General features: G+C 63.4%; 14 protein-coding genes. 1 reads left to right on the top strand and 13 read right to left on the bottom strand.

Annotated features, from left to right (window positions below):
- Positions 1-3 precede the first annotated feature (3 nt).
- The 5 genes from Rhe02_RS25715 to Rhe02_RS25695 form a co-directional block, all read right to left on the bottom strand.
- Positions 4-222 (bottom strand): PH domain-containing protein, encoded by a 219-nt coding sequence (locus Rhe02_RS25715; RefSeq protein WP_203910917.1) that lies wholly within the window; start codon positions 220-222, stop codon positions 4-6.
- 255 nt (positions 223-477) lie between these two features.
- Entirely contained in the window at positions 478-1113 is a 636-nt protein-coding gene (locus tag Rhe02_RS25710) for a hypothetical protein (RefSeq protein ID WP_203910916.1), read from the bottom strand.
- Positions 1110-1646: a SigE family RNA polymerase sigma factor gene (locus Rhe02_RS25705; protein ID WP_203910915.1), complete on the bottom strand. Its 537-nt coding sequence runs from the start codon at positions 1644-1646 to the stop codon at positions 1110-1112. Before Rhe02_RS25705 ends, Rhe02_RS25710 begins: the two co-directional genes overlap by 4 nt.
- Positions 1647-1974: 328 nt before the next feature.
- The gene (locus Rhe02_RS25700; protein WP_203910914.1) at positions 1975-2196 is read right to left on the bottom strand and encodes a hypothetical protein; all 222 of its coding nucleotides are present in this window, start codon (positions 2194-2196) and stop codon (positions 1975-1977) included.
- A 306-nt stretch (positions 2197-2502) separates the two neighbouring features.
- On the bottom strand, positions 2503-2721 hold the full coding sequence (locus Rhe02_RS25695) for a hypothetical protein (protein ID WP_203910913.1): 219 nt from the start codon (positions 2719-2721) through the stop codon (positions 2503-2505).
- 412 nt (positions 2722-3133) lie between these two features.
- On the opposite strand from Rhe02_RS25695, the gene Rhe02_RS25690 reads away from it, so the two are divergent.
- Positions 3134-4519: an NsdA family TPR-like regulatory protein gene (locus Rhe02_RS25690; RefSeq protein ID WP_505973678.1), complete on the top strand. Its 1386-nt coding sequence runs from the start codon at positions 3134-3136 to the stop codon at positions 4517-4519.
- A gap of 1 nt (position 4520) precedes the next feature.
- On the opposite strand, the gene Rhe02_RS25685 is transcribed toward Rhe02_RS25690, so the two are convergent.
- From Rhe02_RS25685 to Rhe02_RS25650, 8 genes are all read right to left on the bottom strand, one after another.
- On the bottom strand, positions 4521-5015 hold the full coding sequence (locus Rhe02_RS25685) for an NUDIX domain-containing protein (RefSeq protein WP_203910911.1): 495 nt from the start codon (positions 5013-5015) through the stop codon (positions 4521-4523).
- 203 nt (positions 5016-5218) lie between these two features.
- Complete coding sequence (locus tag Rhe02_RS25680) at positions 5219-5422, bottom strand: hypothetical protein (protein ID WP_203910910.1); 204 nt, start codon at positions 5420-5422, stop codon at positions 5219-5221.
- 5 nt (positions 5423-5427) lie between these two features.
- Positions 5428-5625, bottom strand: coding sequence for a TNT domain-containing protein (locus tag Rhe02_RS50990; RefSeq protein ID WP_373320697.1), 198 nt, complete (start codon positions 5623-5625; stop codon positions 5428-5430).
- A 240-nt stretch (positions 5626-5865) separates the two neighbouring features.
- Positions 5866-6342, bottom strand: coding sequence for a hypothetical protein (locus Rhe02_RS25670; protein ID WP_203910908.1), 477 nt, complete (start codon positions 6340-6342; stop codon positions 5866-5868).
- Entirely contained in the window at positions 6339-18434 is a 12096-nt protein-coding gene (locus Rhe02_RS25665) for a LamG-like jellyroll fold domain-containing protein (RefSeq protein ID WP_203910907.1), read from the bottom strand. The genes Rhe02_RS25670 and Rhe02_RS25665 overlap by 4 nt, the downstream gene beginning before the upstream one ends.
- Positions 18435-18529: 95 nt before the next feature.
- Complete coding sequence (locus Rhe02_RS25660) at positions 18530-19150, bottom strand: dihydrofolate reductase family protein (protein WP_203910906.1); 621 nt, start codon at positions 19148-19150, stop codon at positions 18530-18532.
- Positions 19150-19626, bottom strand: coding sequence for an SRPBCC family protein (locus Rhe02_RS25655; protein ID WP_203910905.1), 477 nt, complete (start codon positions 19624-19626; stop codon positions 19150-19152). Before Rhe02_RS25655 ends, Rhe02_RS25660 begins: the two co-directional genes overlap by 1 nt.
- A gap of 3 nt (positions 19627-19629) precedes the next feature.
- Positions 19630-19974 (bottom strand): ArsR/SmtB family transcription factor, encoded by a 345-nt coding sequence (locus Rhe02_RS25650; protein ID WP_203910904.1) that lies wholly within the window; start codon positions 19972-19974, stop codon positions 19630-19632.
- Between the last annotated feature and the right edge of the window lie 85 nt (positions 19975-20059).

The following is a 20059-nucleotide window of genomic DNA, read 5'->3' as shown; positions in this document are numbered from 1 at the left end:
CCGTTAGGCGTTCAGTCTCGTGATCGCCTCAAGGAAAGCGCCACGCTTTCCGATTGTCAGTCGATGCTCGTCGCCGGAGATTGTGGTGACCGCAAGCCCGTTTGCGAAGATGCCGAGGGTTCGGAACTTGCGCATTCCAACAATGTCACGCACCGGGATATCCAGCGGCTCCGATTGCACGTTGAGCGCATGCGCCCTGAACGAAAGGCTCTTCTCGGTCAAGGTAAACCTTCCGCCGACCGCCTCAATCCCCCGCCACAACGAGCCGCGAGACTGCACTATCGCCTTGCTCTCAAGTACCACTATCCGGCCGCCTTCATCAGCAATCCACCAGGTTGGCCAAGCGCGCTGATTGTATGGAAAATGTCAGCCCGCGCCGTCATTGCGGATGGATAGCTGAGGCAACAATCACTATTTCGGAGGTTAGCGGCGAAGCCGCACCCGATCAGGTACGGCTCGCTCTCCTCGAGAAGGTGTTCACCGAACTCTGAGCAGGTAGTCGGCAAGCTCCCGCGCGGTCATCGTGGGCGCGGTGGTGTTGCTGGAGTCCCACGCCTGGGCCGGCAACGCCAGGCAGATGTACGCCTTGCCCTCGAGGTAGCGCAGGGCGAAGGTTGCCTCGGGGGAGTTCGGGATGTTGGCTCGATAGGAACCGAGGCGGATCTGCACGCCCTGCAAGGTGATGACCTCGCAAGGCCCAGACGTGATCGCGACCTTGAACTCCATCGGCAGCGGAGCCTGGCAGAGATCGCCCGTGGGCACGGGAGCATCCGGCGCGGTGCGCAGGTAAATCACCTTTATGCCTCCGGTCGGGGTGTAGCTGTCGACCCCCACCGGCAGCAAATCATTGAACGCCACTGGCACCGGCGCTGGAGCGGCGCTCGTCGCCTGGGTTGCGCGGCCGATCGGAGGCCGGGTGGCCGGAGTGCCGCCGATCAGCAGTGGCGCAGCCGCGGCGATGGCCAGCGTGGCGGCCGCGGCGAAGCCGACGCCGAGCCGGGCGCGATGCCGGGCCCGGCCGCGCCGCGCGAAACTGAGCAGATCATCAGCACTCGTCATCGGCGGAGCCGGGTCGGCCAGCATCCGATCGCAGATGTCCCTTACTTCCCTCATGAGGTGACTTCCTTCAGATAGGTGGCTTCCTTCATGGACTTGGCTCCTTGGTGGCCAAGCGCCTCGCGTAGCGTCGCCAGGCCCCTCGCCGTCTGGCTCTTCACGTTGCCGGTGGAGCAACCGAGAGCTTCCGCGGTCTGCTCGACCGACAGATCGGCCCAGAAACGCAGGACCAGCACGGCACGCTGGCGGGACGGCACCACGGCCAGTGCCTCGCGCAGCTCCACCCCCTGGCCGCCAACGGCTTCCTGGGCGGCGGGATCGAGCACGGCGGAGCCGGGCTCCACCGAATGCTCACGGCGCCAGGGCTTTCTGCGTTCGTCGAGGAAGGCGCGCAGCAGAACGCGGCGCACGTAGCCGTCCAAGGCGTCACGGCGCTGTACTCGTCCCCAAACCCGGTAGAGCTTGGCGAACGCGGTCTGGGTCAGGTCCTCGGCGAGATGCCAGTCCCCGCACAGCAGGTACGCCGTGTTGCGCATGGTCCGTCCGCGCGCCGCGTAGTACGCCGTGAACTCGCTGTCTGTTTCGTTCACGGGTTAACACACGGAGCATGGGTCCCGTCAGGTTGCATCAGGCCAGTCTGATCGTTCCTCCGCATACCGTCACCACGACGATCGCCAGCGCGTTTGGCCGCACCTGCCGCCGTGACACAGGCAGTCGATCGTCCTGTCAGACGCACCTTCCACCACACAGCCCAGACGTGTACGTCGCAGAAAGCTTCTACGAAACCTGCTGTGCATTGCGCTCTGCCAACAGCAGGCCTGAGCCGCGCCTGGCAGGAAGGGCCAGGCGACAACACGGCCCCCGACCTTCCAGCGCGCTGCCCACTATGCCTACTAACTCAATCTATGTTGAGAACATTTATGTTGACTGCATATTCGCCGACGCCAGTGCCAGCGGTTCGAGGAGTTCCCGTACCGAAGAGAAGACATCCGTCTCCTGCTTGGCAATTGAATCGACCGCTGCTCCTCCCTCTCCGTCGGTCGCAGTGAGGACAGCGGTCGCGCCATCAGGGACGAGCGTGACCGCAAAGACGGGCTCGTCGCCATCGAAGCCGGTTATCAGTAGTTCGGTGACCTTCATTGACGTTCTCCTTCGCACCTACGTTGGGCTCCGCATCCGCTCGTGGATCAGAACTTTTCATATGCCACCGCGGTTCACTGGATATCGGATCATCGCTTGATGAACTCGAAACGGTCGCCGCATTTCCGCCCATGAGCACAGCTCGGCCATCACGCGATGGGCGCGGCCATGTCGAGAGCGCACGGCGGGCAATTCACAGATGGCGACATGTTCGCCACGAACCAAGAGCTTGAGCTGCACCTGATGTAAGAGGCCAGCCGCAGGCTACGCACATTCAGGCACAACCGAGTCGAAGACATACCGCCCCTAGCCAAACACTCGAACCAGGAGCTGGTCTTCCTCCACCTCTACGAACTCACCAGGCTTGACGCTGCTACCCCTCACCAGCACGCATTGAATACGTCCGCTATCCCGCCGCGCCACAATGCGGCCTACCGCGTCGGCATGCTTAAGCACGCTGATTGCCACAAGATCACCGAAGCCGACCGGCTCGTTGGCGCGTGTCGTCCAGATACTCATCGCCACAGCCCCACTCCAAGGTCAAGCTGGCGTTCCTCCAGCTCCGGCGATGGCCCAATAGCAGACGCAAGCAGAAAGACCCCCTCAGTGCTCCAACCACGACTGACTAACCGGTCCCGCAAGACCTGCACAATCATGGTGGAGTTATTCCAGCTCGGCTGCTCTCGATCTTCAGCACGATGACGGCCCGCGTGCTGCCTGGTGTTGGTGTCTGCTATTCGGCCTCTGGCGCTCACTATTTCCTGCGCCAATGAATCGCGGACAGTGACCATAATTGATTACCTCCTATGCTTTGGGGGGTTGCTGGACCAGGCGGCACGGAAGATCACGCGGCCGAGAGCGGTGTAGCACCGAACTGGGCAGGTCAACGACCGAAGTCCGCAACCTCAGCCAATCAGGGTTAGGCTCAAATCCGCAGATGACAGCCGGTGAAACAGGGGGTGACACCGTGTCCCGTCTTAGGGTGACAGGCATGACGCTCAGACCAGCGTGGGCACATCGCTTGCGCGAAGCACGCCTCCGGCGCTCTCCATCCTGGTCACAGCTTCGGGCTGTGACAGCCTTGGAGGAGAAGGGGTGCGAGTTCGGATTGACGTTGCCCTCTCACGACAGCCTGCTTCGGATGCTGAAAGGCTGGGAGAAGGGAGACCACGAGCCAAGTGACTTCTACCGTTCACTCTGGGCGCTTGTTTACGATGCGCCGGAACGGATGTTATTCGCTGAGCTGCCGCCCTCGGCACTTTCAGTCCTCGGTCTCGGATTGGTTGCCGTAGAAAGCACCACTGCCGATGGTCAAGGTGATCCCATGAAACGCCGGAACGTTCTACTGGGCGGTTCGCTACTCGGGAGCTTCGCGTTCGTTAGCCCGCCTGACCCCTACCGGATCGGCATGAGCGAGGTGCGCGAAGTCAGCTTCGCTGCGCGCAGCCTGCAGCGCTGGGATCGTCAGTTCGGTGGCTGGGTGCCTTACCAGGCAGCGGCCGGATATGTGGACAGCGCCATTCGATTGGTCCGTGGCTCCTACCCCGACAGGGTTCGCCACCAACTCTTGCCAGCTGTCGCTGACCTGTGCGCCGTGGCCGGCTGGATCGCATATGACATAGGCAGATTCGATGAGTCGCAGCAATACTTCGCGTTGGGTGTCCAGATAGCCCAGCAAGGAGAGGATGCCGCCTTGGCAGCACGGCTGCTATGCGATATGGCACGTGTGAACGCTGACCTCGGCAACCCAATGCAATCCGTCGAGCTGCTTGGCTTAGCCAATCACTTGACCGGCCAAAGTGAGGTGACCCCTACCGTCATGGCCAAAGTCAGCAGCATGGAAGCGAAAACCTACGCCATTCTCGGACGGCCTGAACCTTGCCAGCGAGCCTTGAGCGCCGCAGAAAGCCAATTGGCACGCGGCACTTCAAGCAAAGATCCAACGTGGATCACGTACTTCAACGACGCACAGCTGTCCGGTGTGATCGGCTCCTGTTTCCGCGACCTGGCCGCGTTTGACCCACGCCAAGCGCTCAGAGCTGAGGAGCCCATCCGGCACGCGATGGCCATGCGTGGCAAGGAGCAGATACGCAACCAGGCCCTTGACCGTAGCAACCTTGCCACCGCCCGTTTACGGCGAAGAGAACTGGATGGCGCGGCAGAGCAAGCCCAAGCGGCTCTTGAGGTGGCGGCACGTCTGAAGTCCCATCGGGTCAACATGCGCCTGCGGATGCTGGCTAAGCAGGCGACCCTGTTCAAGCGCCAGCATGCCGATCTTGCGGTAGTCTGCGACCGCATCGACCTGCTGCCAGAGCTGGCCTAGGTCAGACGGTTTGGCCGTCTTCAAGGTAGATCGGCACGCCGCTTTCCAGTACTGCCAACGCATTGGCAAGGCGCGAAGACGGGCCTCCTTGGGCCACCAATGCTAAAGCATCGTCATCGGAGACAGCCTGCCATGCCTCTATCTCATTTGCTTGCAAGACAATACCTGCCAGCTGTTCTACGCTGAGCACGCCGCCGTCAAAAATGAACTGCATACACGCCGGGCGTGCCTCGGTCGCTGACTTATAGTCGGCCACGAGAAGTCGCTTCGTCCGCACCTGTAGGCCAATCTCCTCGAACGTTTCACGTTCAGCAGCCAAACGTGGCGACTCGTCGGTCTCCATAAGGCCGCCGGGCAAGTGCCAAACCGCCTTGTAGTGCGGCTTTACGATCACGATCTGGCCGTGCTCGTCTCGCAACAGCAACGCCGATGCTCCCATGAGTGACCGCTTTCGATCGAAGAAGGCAACTGGATCGCCATCGTCAAGAGCATTCATAATCGATAGTTTGCCCTATCTTGGCAGAGCACTGCATGGAGGAACGGGCGGTCTAACCACCCCGGCAAGGCGAATTGGAGCGCAAACGTGGGCATTTGCCTAACTTATCCTCAATTTTGCCTAAAGCGCAGTCGCCGTTATGTGTCCCGTGCTCCTTATGGGCGATTCTGCATGAGGCGTTGAAAGACATGATCGCGTAGAAGTCAATTCATCAACTCGTTGCACGCCTCCTCCTCGCTGGCAAAGGCCCGCTCCGAGGTCCTGCCTCCACGCTCGCTGAAGAACACTCGCCAATTCTGCCCGTCCTCGACAAGGCAGTACGACTCATCGCGATCTCGTCCAATGCAGTAAACATCGGCTGGCACACCGAGCGCTTGTAGCTTGGCCTCAAGCTCACTGATGTACATCGTCGCTAGCTCACCTCCCGCAGGAAGTCGTCGTCAATCAGATCCTGAACAGACCTTGGAAGTTTGTACTGAATAGCCAGTCCAGGCGGACCGAACCACGGCCTCGCCGGGCCTTCCTGGACATCGAATGGTTTGAGCACCTCGTACACGGCATAGGGGTCATTAATTCTAAACGCATGGGTGCCAAGCGGTCCGCATCTCATGTGGAGATCCACAGCAATTCATCGATACGTTTACGGTCATACCAAGTATCTGACATCAGTTTGACATCAACCGGGGCACACCTCCACGCACATCAACGCACAAGGTGGCCACTTGCACACACGCCGGAGTCGCAGGCATAAGTCAATGCCCGGACCCCACCTGTCACCGTCGATCTATGGTAGTCGTCGATCACGTTTTATTGGCGCACCAAAGAATCGCGATACTCGGCCGCCAGATGGTCACCAGTCGGCACGATCGATGAAATACTCATTTAGCGCTTGCTCAATGGCTGTTCTACGATCAGTAACCGACATCGAATCCCAACGTCCGTGACTCACCTCCGGCACATCAATATCCACAAATTCAGGCGGATCGGTAGCTTCGATGAACCTGACATTGCAGTCCGAGCAGTGAATACAGCAGGGATCTCGATTTAGAACGTAGGGAGCGCCCTGCGAATCGTAATCGCAGGTAATACTAAAGAGATCTTGGACAACCTTGCCGCGCTCCAATTCATGTAATTGCATAAACGTCGGAATCCCTCTGAGGATGGACCGAAGGTCGCCAAAAGCGTCGTCAGAAACGGCATCGACGTAGGCCAAGTCGCCCTCGCCTGAGCTGCGGGCCAAGAATACCCCGTGTCCCCCAAGAATCGTCGGAGCACGGAACAGGTGTCCATTGGGATCACAGCGATAGGTTGCTAGTTGGAATCTCACATCGGGGTCACCATCTGCGGTCTGAGGAGATTGTCGAAATCACTGAGAATAGCCCAGTTCGCCCCCTCGCCTCGCATCGAGGGATACTTTATCGCCGTATAGCCAGACGCACGCGCTACCGGACCAATGTCTCGCGTCGCACCGGAAATTGGCCCCCCAGAATACCCCCATCCCCAAGACTTCGCCACGGCAGAGTCTGTTAGGTCGAGTACGACAGCACGTCGTGGATCAAACGTAAAGCGAATCATGTTTGTTGGCGTCGCGCCATGATGGGCGAGTTCTGCAACTGCTGTATCAGCGTTTTCAGTCACATGAAATGCGGGCCCGAACCGACTATTTGGGTTGAAGAAAGCAGGATCGATGCCACCTAGAACGCCTTCCGCCGCACGCGGACTGGTAGTCGCATGATAGACGTCAATCTCGCCGCAGTTGTGGACGAGGACCGGTGTGTCGCCGGCGATCACATAGTAGGTGTGGACGGTGGCGACGGTGAGGTCGCGCATTTCCTTGGTGCCGGAGTGGTTGTCGACCCCGGTGACGTATAGGCGCTGCCCATCGGCGGTGACGAGAACCGATTTGTTCGGGACGAGCTTTGCCGCGTCGATCCAGCGTGAGGTGCTGGCGTCCCAGAAGGGGTGATGCTGAGTGGTATGCAGGGTGACTGTCGCGGTTGGACCGCGGGTGGTGCCTGCGCCCTGGCCGGTGCGCTGACCGATCTCGGGGCGTGGGGCCGGCTCGGGCTGCTGGGAGCTGATGGTGAGGTCAGTGAGGTCCAGGTCCTGGTTGACGTGCAGGGCGGTGACGGGTTGTTCAGACGTGGCACCGGTTTCCGGGTCGGAGGCGACAACCTTGTCACCGATCTTGATGTCCTTGATGGCCGAATAGGCGCCCCCAGCCATCAGGACCAAGGTGTCGGGGTCGAAGCTGTGCAGGTTACGGGCTTCCATGGCGACTTCGCCGAGAGTCCCGATGGTGCAGCTGCCGACCTTGCTCTCGATCTTGATCGCGGTGTCGCGCATGACCTGCAGGCCGCGGCCCGCGCTGGTGGAGGCGACCTTCGAGGCTGCGCTGCGGCTGGCGCCGGTGGCCCACTTGGCGGCCGCCTTTCCCACCCCGGTACGCAGCAGACCGCGCACGCCCGCACCCAGCGCTGCTCCTGCACCGAGGGTGAGGACGCCGATGACGCCACCGATCACGCCGTCGATCAGGGCACCGCCCCAGAGCTCCATTCCTTCTTTGCCCTCGAGCAGGCCGGTGGTGAGGCTGCCGACGAAACCTCCCACGAAGCCTGCCGCGAAGGCGCAACCGACCGAGCCTGCGCCGGCCGTGGCCGCCATGCAGACCGCGCCTGCCACCGCACCGGCGACGACACCGGCGATGGTGCCGATGACGCTGGCGTTGCGGCACCAGAAGTCGGCCTGGCATTGGGCTTCTTTAGCCGCCTGAGCCGCCGCTTCGCCTTGCGCGGCGGTCACTTCGACCGCCTCGCCGAGCAGGACTGCGGTGACGAGATCGCGGTTGCTGCCGTCGGCGTAGCCCTCGTACTGGTTACCCAGCTTGTCCATGTTCTGCGCGAGGTCGGTGCAGGCCACGCCCTTGGGCAGTTTCTCCTTCGGGATGTCGGCACCATTGATGCGACAGGAATGTTCGGTGACCAGGACGTCGGTGCAGCCCTCGTAGTAGTTCATGTTCTGGTTGTGGTGCGGGCAGACCACCGGCTTCGGCGGGTCGGTCGCGCAGGCGCTGTAGGGGCCCCACGAGGTCGCGCAGGGATCCTTCTTGGGGACGATGGTCGGGGTGCCGCCGCCGTCGCCGCTGCCGCCGCCTCCGCCGCCCCCTGGATTGGCGCAGCCAGTACCGGGGCTTCTACCGTCCGCGCCACAGTGTGGGGGCGCAGGGGGCGGCGGCGGGGCGACCCCATCGACGCGATGGTGGCCGGAGGGGTCGACGCCGGTGAGCGGATTGACGTTGGCGTAGGCGTAGCGGTTGGCGTTGACCGATGAGCCCGCAGGGCTGTTCGCCTGGGTGTCGCGGGAATCGAATTGGCCGGTTTCCGGGTTGTACCAGCGCGCTGCCATGTTGACGCGTTTGGTGGCGGAGTCGGTCCATTCCGACTGGTACCCGAGACTGCCCGCCAGGGTGGAAGAGCCGACCACCTTGCCGAAGGGGTCATAGGTCGCCGTTTTAGTCAGAGACGTGGCGGAGTCGGCGAACTGGGCGACCACATCGGAATGCAGGTCGGTCCATACGTTGACCCGGTTGGCGCCAGCGGCGTCGGTGGTGGCGACCAGCTCACCGCCGGGAGCCCGGATGTAGCGGGCGGAGCTGTCCTTGGCGAGCTGGTTCCCGGTACCCGAATATGAATGTCCATTGAGGACAGAACGGCCCAGGGCATCGTAGGTGTAACTTTGGGCGACTCCGAGCTCGTCTTCCTGGCTGGTGACTTGACCGAAAGCATCGGTAGCAGTGTCTATCTCCACCGAGCCGATCTTCTTCTTGGCCAGCGTGCCGCGAGAGGTGTATTCGTAGGTGACGGCTCCCGCAGACGAGCTGACCAACCGGTTACGGGCGTCGTAGACGAAGGTGGATCCGCCTGCCTTCCAACGGTTTCCAGCCTTGTCGTATTCGTAGTCGACAGTATTGGTGCCGTTGTTCCAGCTCTTGAGGCGATTGGCGAAGTCGTAGTGGTAGGTGTTGGAAATCGTGGCACCGCCAAAACCAGTGGTGGTCTTGGTTTTCTCGTTGCCATTGGCGTCGAACGTGTAGGCGATCTTCCCGATTGTCGACCCGGAGGCCGAGGTCTTCAGCTCGTCGGTCTGCGGCCGGCCGGTGCCCGCCTCGTAGCCCAGGAGGCGAACCCTGCTGCCGCCGTAGGTGATGCTTGAGACCCGGCTCATGTTGTCGTAACCGTAGGTCGCCAGCAGGCTCGTGCCGTTGGTGATTTTCCAGAGCCGGCCCGAGGTGTCGTAGTCGTAGGTGGTGGCTCCGGCGGCATCCGTGCGTGACGCCATCTGGCCGTCAACGTTCCAAGTGAATGCCGACTCGGTGACCCCGCCCTTGGTGATGTTCAGGGGCAGGCCACGATTGTCGTAACTGATTTCGCTGAGCCCGGACGGCCCGGAGAACCTCCATGGCCGGCCGACGGCGTCGTAGTCATATGAACGCGTGGTGCCCACCCCGGCGATGGTGCCGTCCTGGCTGGTGAGGCGGTTCATGGAGTTGTAATGGTTGGTGATCTTCACCGATCCCGGGGAGGCCTGCGTGGCGACCCGGCCGGCCTTGTCGTAGCTGGCGGTGAAGGTGCGCGACTCGTCGGTGGTCTGACCGGGCGTGCTCGGCTCGATCGACGACTCCGGCAGATTCCACGCGTTGTAAGTGGTGATGAAAGCGTTGTTATTGCCATTGGTGAAGCGTGTCTGGTTGCCCGCCTGGTCATAGCCGTAGGTGGTGACGATGTCCTCGGCGGCCACCGCGCTCGTCGGTTCCCGCTGCGAGACCAGCAGTCCGACGGCGTTGTAGGTGAATTTGGAGATGTGCTGATTGGCGTCGGTGGACGAGACGATCCGCCCGGCGGCATCGTAAGTCTGCGATGTCATGAGCACCGGAGTGGCGCTGCCATTGGTGTAGGTGCTGTTGGCGAGCACCGCGCCGGAAAGGTCGTAGGTCGGCGCAGTGGAGCTGAGGTCCGGAAGGATTTTGGCGGTGACCCGGCCCATGCCGTCGTAAGTGAAATGAGTCAGGTTGCTGGCGCTGTCATACGCGTCAACGACTTCCCCCACCGCGTTGTAGACGACTCGGGTTTTGACATGTGCGGGCGAGTCCACTTCGGTCAGACGACCGGGATCGTTGGCGGGAATGGCGGTCTGGCAGTCCAGCCTGCCGACGCCGTAGTGGTAAGTGGTCGTGTTGGCAAGCGCGTCCGTGGCGGTGCATTTGCGTCCGAGGAAGTCGTAGGTCGCCGAGGTCGAGTGGCCGAGCTGGTCGATCATCTCGGTGACGTTGCCTATCATGTCGTACCGGTAGCGGGTGGTCTTCGTGTCGGCGGTTGTCACCTTCCGCACCCGGCCGAGCTGGTCGTAGACAAACGAGGTGGGGTTGCCGTCACCGTCGAACTGCTGTATCACCTGACCGGTTTCGTTGTAGACCCGGCTGGTGATGCTGTCGGCCTGCGCCACGCCATCGGGCCGAACGTAAATCGGCATGGTTTGCTTGACCGGCCGGCCAGCCTTGTCGTACTCGACGAAGGTCACCTTCCCGTTGGGGTCCTTGGTGCGCACAGGTTCGCCGAAGGTGTTGTAGCCGATGACCGACAACGATCCTGCCGGAAGCGGGGCCGCCACTCCGCCGGTTTCCGATACGAACGGCGCCGACCTGGTGCTCACCTGGCGGCCGCCCTCGTCGTAGACGTAGCCGGTCTCGTTGCCCAGCGGGTCGAACATCTGGGTCGGCATGCCACGTCTGTCCAATGTGTACGACACCCGACTGACCGACGAACCTGCGGCCGGCAGGGTAAGCCCCTTGACCTGGTTGACTTCCGCCTGCGTCAGCGCCCGCTGGTAGATCTGGACGTCGTTGAGCGAGCCCCGCCAGTTCGAGGCGGTGTCGCCGTCGAAGTTTGCGGTGGCGTGGAAGCCGAATCCTGTCCAGGTTCCCGGGATGGACACCCGCGCACCGAAGGTTCCGGTGCCCGTCCCGCCGACGTTCGGGTACAACCACATGCTGTTGGCCGAATCCTTGGCGATCAGGTCCACCTTGCCGTCGCCGTTGAGATCGCCTGTGCTGACGGTGTAGCCGCCCCAACCGGCGCCGACCTGTTCCGGCCCGGCGAACAGTGCGTCCGCGGCGAAGGCCCCGAGGTTCTTATACAGGTACATATTGTTGGTGGAACTGTTGCGCGACATCAGATCGGCGCGGCCGTCACCGTTGATGTCGCCCAGGTATATCCAGTTGTACGGGTTCCAGTTCGCCGTGTTGATCAGAACGGGCGCGCCCAGGGCATAGGGAGCGGCTGTTCCGCCCGCGTTGGGGTGGTAGAAAAGCTTGCCGGTAGCGGTTTCCCGGGTGAGCAGCTCGGCTCGGCCGTCGCCGTCGAGGTCGGCCGCACCCAAATAGTTGTAGATTCCGAATCCGGTGCCAATCTTCGTCCGCGAGGTGAAGGTGGAAAGTCCCGTGCCGCCGGTGTGCGGGTAGAGCCAGAGGTCCCCGGCGGAGTCACGGCCGATGTAGTCGGGTTTGGCGTCGCCTGTCCAGTCGGCGATCACCGGGTAGAGGCCGGCGAAGTTCATACTGCTGAGCTGGGTAGCCGCGCCCAGCGCAGCCGCGGTGCCCATGGTCTGGCCGGTGTTGCTGTAGGACTTCACGATTCCGCTGGTGTCCTGGATGAATAGATCGGTACGGTTGTTGAGCTCTCCCCCAGCCTTTCCATCGCCGATGACAAGCCGACCCGGTGCGCTCCACGGGGTAGCCGTCCTGTTCACCGTGGCGCCCGACTGCACCCCGTTGACGTAGAGCTTCATGGTTTTGGCAGGCGCGTCGTAGACCGCGGCCACGTGGGTCCAGGCGTTGGTGGCGGCTACGGCCGACGTGACCGTCTCCACCGACTGGCCCGGAGCGTCCGACCGGGGCATCGCGAAGGACCACAGACCGGTGGCCTTGTTGTAGTACAGGTTGAATCCGCTGACTTTTCGGCCGTCCTGGCTGACGATTGTCACCGGCGCGGTCGCAGTGGAGGTGTCGAGCTTGACCCAGGCCGCGACGGTGAAGCTGTTGCGGGTGTCGACGGCGGAGGTGACGCCGGTGATGCGGCCACTTCCGTTGAACAGCGTGCCCTTGCTGAAACCGGTCGCGTGATCGTTCTGGTCGAAAAGGGGGCCACCGGTCGCGGTGAGTGGGTTGTTGCCGGCCGAGTCGGTGCCGCTGTCCTCCAGCTTCCAGCGCCCGGTCGCGACCTTGAGCGGGTCGGTGCCGGCCGGGCCGTTGAAGGTGGTCTGCGACAGCACCCGGCCGAGCGGGTCGAAGGAGGCTTGGCGATAGCCGAGCACCGCGCCCACGTCGTTGATGGACTTGGCTTCGATGAGGTGATCGTCGGCGTCGTAGCTCGACGCGGTGGTGCGCTTGAGCCCGGCAGGGTCCAACGTGGACGAAATCGGTCTGGAGGCGACGTCGACCTGGAAGGTGGTGACGGTGGCACCGTTGTTGGCCGTCTGCTTGACGATGTTGCCGGCCTTGTCGTATTCGTTGACCTCCACGACGTATTCGCGCGGCGACACCGGCGCCCCGTCGGTGCGGATGGTCTTCCACAGTTTTCCGTCGTCGTAATACGTGTACCTCGTCAGCCGTCCCTCGGCATCGGACACCCACGAGACGCGCCCGGCCGGGTCGTAACCGGTCGAGGAGAGTGTCTTGAGCGGCACATCGTCGGCGGTCGTGTCAGGGTCCCCGGTCCAGTTCTGGATGCCCGACGTGACCAGCCGGCCGTTGGCGTCGTACTCGCTGACGACGGTGGCGCCGTTGGCACCGGGCTGCTTCACCGTGAGCGCGTTGCCGAATGTGTCGTAGGTGTAGACGGTCTCCTTGCCCAGGGCATCGATCGTCTTGGTACGCAAGCCGAAAGAGTTGTATTCGGACCTGACCTCGCGCGTCGGGTCCACCAGGCCCAGGTCTTCGATCTTCTGCGAAAGGGTGTGCCCGTCATAGTCATAGCTGAAGGTGCTCAACGCCTGATGGACTTCCGCGTTGACGACCTGATCGATGGTGCTGGGCAGCTTTTGCGTCTTCACCCGCGACTGCTTGTCGTAGGTGATTTCGGTGACAAGCACGGCCGGGGTTTCGGTGCTCTCGGTCTGCTTCACCAGCCGTCCCAGCCGGTCGTACTCGAACTTGGTGACTTTTCCACCCGCGTCAGTCACCGACGCCACATCGCCGTTGGCGTAGTAGCCCACCGTCTGCACCGAGCCGCCGGCCGACGTCAGCCGGATCGGCAGCCCGGCCGGGACGTAGCCGGCCGAGTCGACCGACGCCGTGTTCCGATCCCCGGTGTAGGCAGTCGACGTCTTGCGGCCCAGAGGATCGGTCACCGCAATAATGTTGCACTTGGCGTCATAGGCATAGGTGGTTTTGTAAACGGGATCGTTCTCGTCGACAGAGCGTCCATCGCGCGAAGTCAAAATCCGGTTGTTGCATGGATCGTCCGGATTGGACGCGTTATTGGTGTAGGTGTAGTAAATGGTCGAGCAGTTCGCCAGCGCCGGATCATTCGAGCGCACCAGGCAACTGGTCTGCTCGGTGGTGTTTCCCCTGACGTCGTGAGTGCTCTGGCTGTAGTTGCCGTTGGGATCGGTCGCCGTGGTGAGCGCGCCCATCGCGTCATACCCCAACCGGGTCTGCGCGCCCAACGCGTCGGTGTAGGCGACCATCCGGCCCGAAGGCAGCTCGTAGGACTTGGTGGTGAGGCTTCCGTTGGTGGGGTCGGTGATGACGTATTTCTTCACCAGACTCGTGCCGGTTGCCTTGGCCCGCGAGCTGTACTGGGCCATCGCCTGCGACCCACTGATCTGGCTGCGGTAGAGCGACACCTCGGCGATGTCACCGGTGAAGTAACCGTTGGAGCTGTCCTGACCCGCGGGCCACAGCTTCGTGGAGCCCGCGCCGACCGAGCCGATGGTCATCGCTCCGGTGGCCAGTGCGCCCGTCAGCGGGCTGACCGCCACCGGGTTTCCATCCAGATAAAGCATTTGACTGGTACCTGACGTGCTAAGCACGGCGTGATGCCAGATGCCGTCATCGACGTTGGTCATCGACTCCATCGGCACCGCGCCGCCCGACACCGTCCAGAATTTCCCGTGCAGCTTGTGATCGGTGCCGACATAGAGCGCGGGTGCCCACGCGGAGGGAACTGTCCCGATCGGCTGATCCTGGTAGCTGTAAAGGGTTCCGGTCATTCCCGTCTGCGCCCGGAACCACATCCCGACGGAGAACGCGCCCGTGCCTGGGACGTCGCCCGGCGGCAGCTTGAGATAGGCGCTCGCGCCGTCGAAGGATCCAGCCCAGCTCGTGTCCCCGAACGGACCGGACGTGGCGCCGAGAAGCACTGCGCCCATGTAGGTGGCGGTCCCGCCGTTGACCTCATTGACCGCGTCGGAGACCCCCGTCTCGGCCAGCCGCCAGTACTCGGACGGCGACGCGCCCAGCACAGTGCTGGAGTGCACGAGGTAGGAGCCCTGCGCGGTGGGCGCGGAAACCGCCCAGTGGCCGCCGAACTCGTCGGTCAGCCCGGAGACCACATCGGACACTTCGTCATAGGTCACCGCGGCGGCGATATTGCCGCTAGGCCGTTTGATCTCGGTGAGCGGACGGCTCACGGTATCGCGCGCCGCCTTCAGCGCCAGCACCTCGTTGGCGGTCAACGGACGGTCGAAGAAGGCGACCTCGCCGATCCTGCCGTTGAAGTAGCTCGCCGCCCCCTGGTTGGAGAAAACAGCGGTGTCGGGCTCGCTGAGCCAGCCCGCGCTCAGGTAACCCGCGCCGATGTACTGGTACTTCTGCCCACCGCCGACCACGAGCCCGGTCTTGCTGCCCACCACGACGCCGTCGAGATAGAGGGTTTGCGAGCCGCCGGAGGCGGTGAGCACCGCGTGGTGCCAATTGCCATCGGTCACGGCCGGGGTAGCCGCCGGCGACGTGATGGGGGTGTGCGCGCTGCCGAACCAGATCTGCCCGGCCGAAAGCGGAGTGCTGCGGCAGTCCCACATCATCAGCTGGGTACCGGGAACGCTGCTGTTGTTGGGTGAGGACAGGCAGCGCCCGGTCGAAATGAGCACGATGTTGCCGTTGGCATCCATCCGCCACTTCTGGCCCGCCGAAGAGTCGCACGGATTGCTGACCACGAGCCGGCCCTGGCTGCCGTCACCGCCATCGATGCAGCCGATGCCGGAGATCCGAGTCGACGGGTTGAAAGTCCACTTCTGGGCGGCATTGTCCACGCAGCCCAGGATCTGGATCGGCGTCCCAGCCGAAGCCGAACCGTTCCTGGTGTCGATACACAGCCCGGAGCCGCCATTGCCCAGCGATCCGGTGTAGCCGACCTGCGGCGCGGTCGGGAACTGGCCCGCGAGCTTGCCCGCCGCGTCGAGGAAGAGTGTTGGGGTGTAACCACGGTAGGCCGGGGTGGCCCCCAGCGCGTCGGTGGACTGGCTCAGCAGCACCTTGCCGGGTGTGGTGGTGTTGAACCAGACGCTGGCCGATCGGTAGCCGGACTCGTTGGCCAGGGTGTTGGGCAGCGCGATCACGCTGCTGGAGCCGTTGAACTGTGCGGCTTTCGAACCGGTGGCACCCACGAGCGGGCCGCTCTGTCCGAACGCGACGGACGAGGCCACCCCATTGTCGGCGCCGCCCTGGTCGAGCACGGAACTGGCCGCGATGGACGAGCCCACCGCATCGGTCAGCCGCCAGTTGGAAGTCGGGGCCAGGTTGCGGACCAGAGACGGAAAGGCCGATCCGGTGGTGGAATACGTGTACTGGGTGCACTTGACGGCCTCGTCCGGCGGGCACACCTTGGTCAGCGAGTTATTGACGTAGGTGTAGGTCCAGATCGAACGCGACGATGGGGTGCCCGCCACGAGCTCGTCGGTGGCCACCGTGAGGATGTGTCCAGCCGACCAGGTGAAGCTGAGCGCCCGGCCCGACGCCGAGGTGATTTTTGCCAGCTGCAGGGTTCCGGCGTTGTAGGTCAGGGTTTCCACCCGACCGGAGAAGTCGGTGATCGAGGTGAGGGCGTAACTGCCGGAACCGGCGATCGTCGCGGCGAAGGTGTAGGCCGTGCCGTCCTTTTCCAGCAACCGGTAGCCGGTGATAGCGGTCGCCGAGGTGGTCGGGCAGGTGATGACCGCCCCGGAGGCGTTGAGGCAGCTGAGGTTGGCGACCCTGCCCAGCGGCGAGGCGAAAGACCCGTCGGCCTTCTTGCCGAAGATCGCCTCCTGACCCGAGGCGTAGGTGACCGAAAGCACCTGCGGCACACCGGAAACCACATCGAGCTCGGTGATACGCATGTCGGCCTGGCTCGACCACCCGGTACCAAATGCAAGATTTGTTCTTCGGTCTAGGCTGTTGTAAATGCGGGTCGCCGTCAGATCCGGGCCCACCGTGGAGATTTTCACGTCGGTAGCAGAGGTCGTGTAGTTCCCGATGCTGGGCTCGAAGCCCTTCATTCCGTTCTGTGCCAAACCGGAGGTGACCGGCGGTTGGGGTGGCAACGTCGACAGAGAGAACACCGACGGCGGGCTCTCGGTGGAGCCGTCGCTGGCGACGACCGCCCACGAATAGCTCTGTCCACGAGCGAGCTTGTTCGGGCCCACCTGGAACGACGATGAGGCGATCCGTCCGGAGTTCTCGACCATCGTGCCGTTGCTGTCGTAAACCTGGAACTGGTAAGTGAACGGGCTGCCGACCCCGTCCGGATCGTGTGCCTCAGCGATCAGGGTCGGGGTCAGCGTCGGGGAGTTGTAGCCCGAGGCTGGATAGGCAGCGTCGATCTGCGGCGTGCCCGGACCGGTGTAGTAGACGATCAGTCGCGGCTGGTAGAGGTAATTGGCGAAATTGCGTGAGGTGAACCGCTTCCACTGGTTGCTTGTCGTCTCCGACGGTGCGGTCAGCGCCAGCCCGTAGTTTGGCGAGCCGGTCAGCCAGTTCTGAAACGTGGTCAGCGGAGTCAAATTGATCTGCACCGGATCGCCGACGGCACGGTTGCCGCCGTCGTTGGCGCACGCGTGCGGGGCGTTAGGCGTGGCCGAGCCGATGGCCGCGCCCAGCGCGGGGCCGGGCCATTGCACTGTAGCGGCGTTCCAGGCGGCGTTGATCGGCTTGACCTCGACCTTGCGCGCCGTGCAGTCGTAGGTCCAGGTCAGCCAGGTCCACAGCGAAGCGCCGGTGATTGTCGCCCCGTTGTATGTGGTCGAGAAGCCGTCGAAATGCATAAGCGAACGGGCCACATGGGTACCACCGTCATAGGTACCCACCGGCAGGTTGTCCTCACCGGAATGATCGGAACCACTTGTCTTGTACACATAGGTGTCGCCCGTGCCCATGAATGTCGACGGGTCCAGCGTCACCGGGTAGACCCGGGCCGGGTCGCGCAGCCACGCCGCGTCGGGGGTCACCTTCAGCGCGCGCCGGCCATTCACGTCGACCAACTCGTAAATGACCGCGTCGGACCTCGTGAAGTCACCCGACTCGCGGTCAAATCTGGAGTCCTGCATGAACCCGGCCGGAAGAGACGCGCGTACCACACCGGCGGCGTCCGTGAGCTCGACCGAGCCGTTGGCGCCCAGCGCGGCGGTCAGCCCCACAAGGTCGAACGGAAAGACAAACGACGCCGGGGCAGCCGCTGACCGCAGAATCAGCGACTCCTTGACGCCGTTGGCGAGAACCTCAAGCTTGAGGTCCACATTGGACAAAACGCCCGGGTAGAGACTGCTGTTCTCATTGACGTTCGCGGGCACGTCGGCCGCTCCGGCCAGCCCGTAGGAGAAGGCGTGGCCCGCGTCCAGGTTAATCGTGACCAGACGCGCGTCCGAGGAGCGTGCCGCCACCGTGAAATCGGTGCTGGCCGCCTTCTGCGCGAGCCGGCCATCGCCGCGCCGGGCGAGCGATCGGTCAATGGGCTTCCACGACCCGTCCGCCGCCTTGAAGTTCACCGGGTCCTGGTAAACCGTCCGGGCGTAGGTCCCGTCGGCGTTGGCGTACATATCGGACCGTTCGGTGGCCGCGGCCGCGATCCGCGTGCTCGTCGCTTCGCTGAACGAGCCTGTCCGGTTAGGGGTCGTCCACGGCTTGCGCTGCCGCGCCGGGGTGGCCGGACCGTCGGACAGTCCATTGAGGTCGGTCGCAGAAGTGGGCACCTGCGGATCCCGCTTGATATCGGGGCCATGCTGCTGCTGCGGCACGTTCAGGAAGGCGCTCGCGGGTCGCTGGGTGGTCCAGGTCCACAGCCAGGACAACGGGAAGGTCCCGTTGCCGGGCACCGCCCCCGGAGGCAGACCAAGCGTCATCGCCACTACGACGATCAATGGAATGACGATCCAGCCGACGCGCCGCATGAAGTGCCTCCAGGCTAGTGCAGATGTCGCCCTGGATGCTCGCAGCGCAGTCTTGCTTCAGCCTTGCCACATTCTTGGCTGTAGTGGTCGGGGCGTTATCGCTCCCGGACCGCGTAGGTCAGATGGGTCACCCGCCGCGTCGGCTCCGCGCGGATCGGATCCAGCGCCACACGGCCCGCGTCCACACCCTCGAAAAGGCGGACTCCGGCACCGAACAGCACGGGTGAGAGCGCGATCGAGAACTCGTCGATCAGGCCGGCGTTCACGTATTCCAGGATTGTCGCGCCGCCACCCGCGATGCGGACGTCTCGGTCACCGGCGGCCTCGCGGGCCTGGTCGAGCGCGGTTTCGATGCCGTCGTTGACGAAGTGGAAAGTGGTCCCACCCGGCCGCTCCCAGGGGTCACGTTTCTCGTGCGTCACGACGAACACCGGTGTGTGGAACGGCGCCTCCGCCGGCCACATCTGCTCGCCCGCGTCGAACATGCGCTTGCCCATCACGCTCGCGCCGGTGCGCTCGAACGTCTCCCGCGCGATGTCGTTGTCGCGCCCTTCCTCGCCGCCCTCGCCGAGCTTGAGGTTCTCCCGAAAGAATCGCAGCGGGAAAACCCACTGCTGCAGTTCCATCCACTGCTGGCCCATCAATTCCCCGAGAGACCCGGGCGCGATGAAACCGTCCAGTGACATCGTCACACTGAAGAACACCTTGCCTGCCATCAGTTCTCAGCTCCATTCCGAACAATTTCTGTGATGTACGTGGCCAGGTTGCCCAGGGTCTGCTGGCCGCCCTCGACCGCGTGGTACTTCTCGACCGCCTCGTCGCGCAGCTCCTTGGTGCGGAAGACCGTGCGCATCTGGATCCGGGTCGCCGCACCGTCGGGCTCGAAGGTGAGGACCGACTCGAAGGAGTTCGGGTCGTCGCGGGACTCCCCGTGCAGCAACGCAATCTCCTCCGGCGGGACGATCTGAGTCCAGGAAATCCACTCCTGGTAGTCCGTCCCGTCCGGGCCGTGCATCACGAACTCCCACTCCCCGCCGACACGAAACTCGAAGGACCGCGTGGTGGTGGTGAACCCCTCCGGCCCCCACCACCGCGACAGGTGCCGCACCTCGGTGAACGCCTCGAACACCAGCTCCCGTGGGGCATCGATGACCCGCGAGATCACGATCTCGCGGTCGGCCGTCGCGCTCATCAGCTACTCCTTTCCTGCCTTGCCTGCTTTGAGGTCCTGCACGTAAGCGTCCAGCCGGTCGAAGCTCTCGTTCCAGAACCGCTCGAACCCGCCGGCCCACTCGTGAACCGGCCGCAGCCCGCGGGCGTCAAGGCCGTACAGGCGCTGCTTGCCCGCCTTGCGATCGCGCACCAGCCCGACCTCGCGAAGCACCCGAAGGTGCTTGGACGCCCCCGGCTGGGTCATCCCCAGCTCCTGCGCCAACTCGGTCACCGGCCGCTCACCCGCCCGCAGCAGCACCAGGATCTCCCGGCGCTGCGGCTCGGCGATCGCGTTGAACACGTCCGACGTCGTCGCTGCTCGTGCCATGAGGCGATCATATACCCATAACGGCATGCGTCAAGGAAGCGTTCACTTAATATCAGTACGAAAACTTCTTCGCGGCTGATCTTCC

Source organism: Rhizocola hellebori (assembly GCF_016862955.1).
Classification (GTDB): Bacteria; Actinomycetota; Actinomycetes; order Mycobacteriales; family Micromonosporaceae; genus Rhizocola; species Rhizocola hellebori.
This window is presented reverse-complemented; position numbering and strand designations above follow the sequence as displayed.

Coding starts and splice junctions, on each gene's coding strand:
- Rhe02_RS25710 (WP_203910916.1), bottom strand. CDS start 1,113: ATGAGGGAAGTAAGGGACATCTGCGATCGGATGCTGGCCGACCCGGCT.
- Rhe02_RS25660 (WP_203910906.1), bottom strand. CDS start 19,150: ATGGCAGGCAAGGTGTTCTTCAGTGTGACGATGTCACTGGACGGTTTC.
- Rhe02_RS25655 (WP_203910905.1), bottom strand. CDS start 19,626: ATGAGCGCGACGGCCGACCGCGAGATCGTGATCTCGCGGGTCATCGAT.
- Rhe02_RS25650 (WP_203910904.1), bottom strand. CDS start 19,974: ATGGCACGAGCAGCGACGACGTCGGACGTGTTCAACGCGATCGCCGAG.
- Rhe02_RS25700 (WP_203910914.1), bottom strand. CDS start 2,196: ATGAAGGTCACCGAACTACTGATAACCGGCTTCGATGGCGACGAGCCC.
- Rhe02_RS25680 (WP_203910910.1), bottom strand. CDS start 5,422: ATGTACATCAGTGAGCTTGAGGCCAAGCTACAAGCGCTCGGTGTGCCA.
- Rhe02_RS50990 (WP_373320697.1), bottom strand. CDS start 5,625: ATGAGATGCGGACCGCTTGGCACCCATGCGTTTAGAATTAATGACCCC.
- Rhe02_RS25665 (WP_203910907.1), bottom strand. CDS start 18,434: ATGCGGCGCGTCGGCTGGATCGTCATTCCATTGATCGTCGTAGTGGCG.
- Rhe02_RS25685 (WP_203910911.1), bottom strand. CDS start 5,015: ATGAATGCTCTTGACGATGGCGATCCAGTTGCCTTCTTCGATCGAAAG.
- Rhe02_RS25690 (WP_505973678.1), top strand. CDS start 3,134: ATGACAGCCGGTGAAACAGGGGGTGACACCGTGTCCCGTCTTAGGGTG.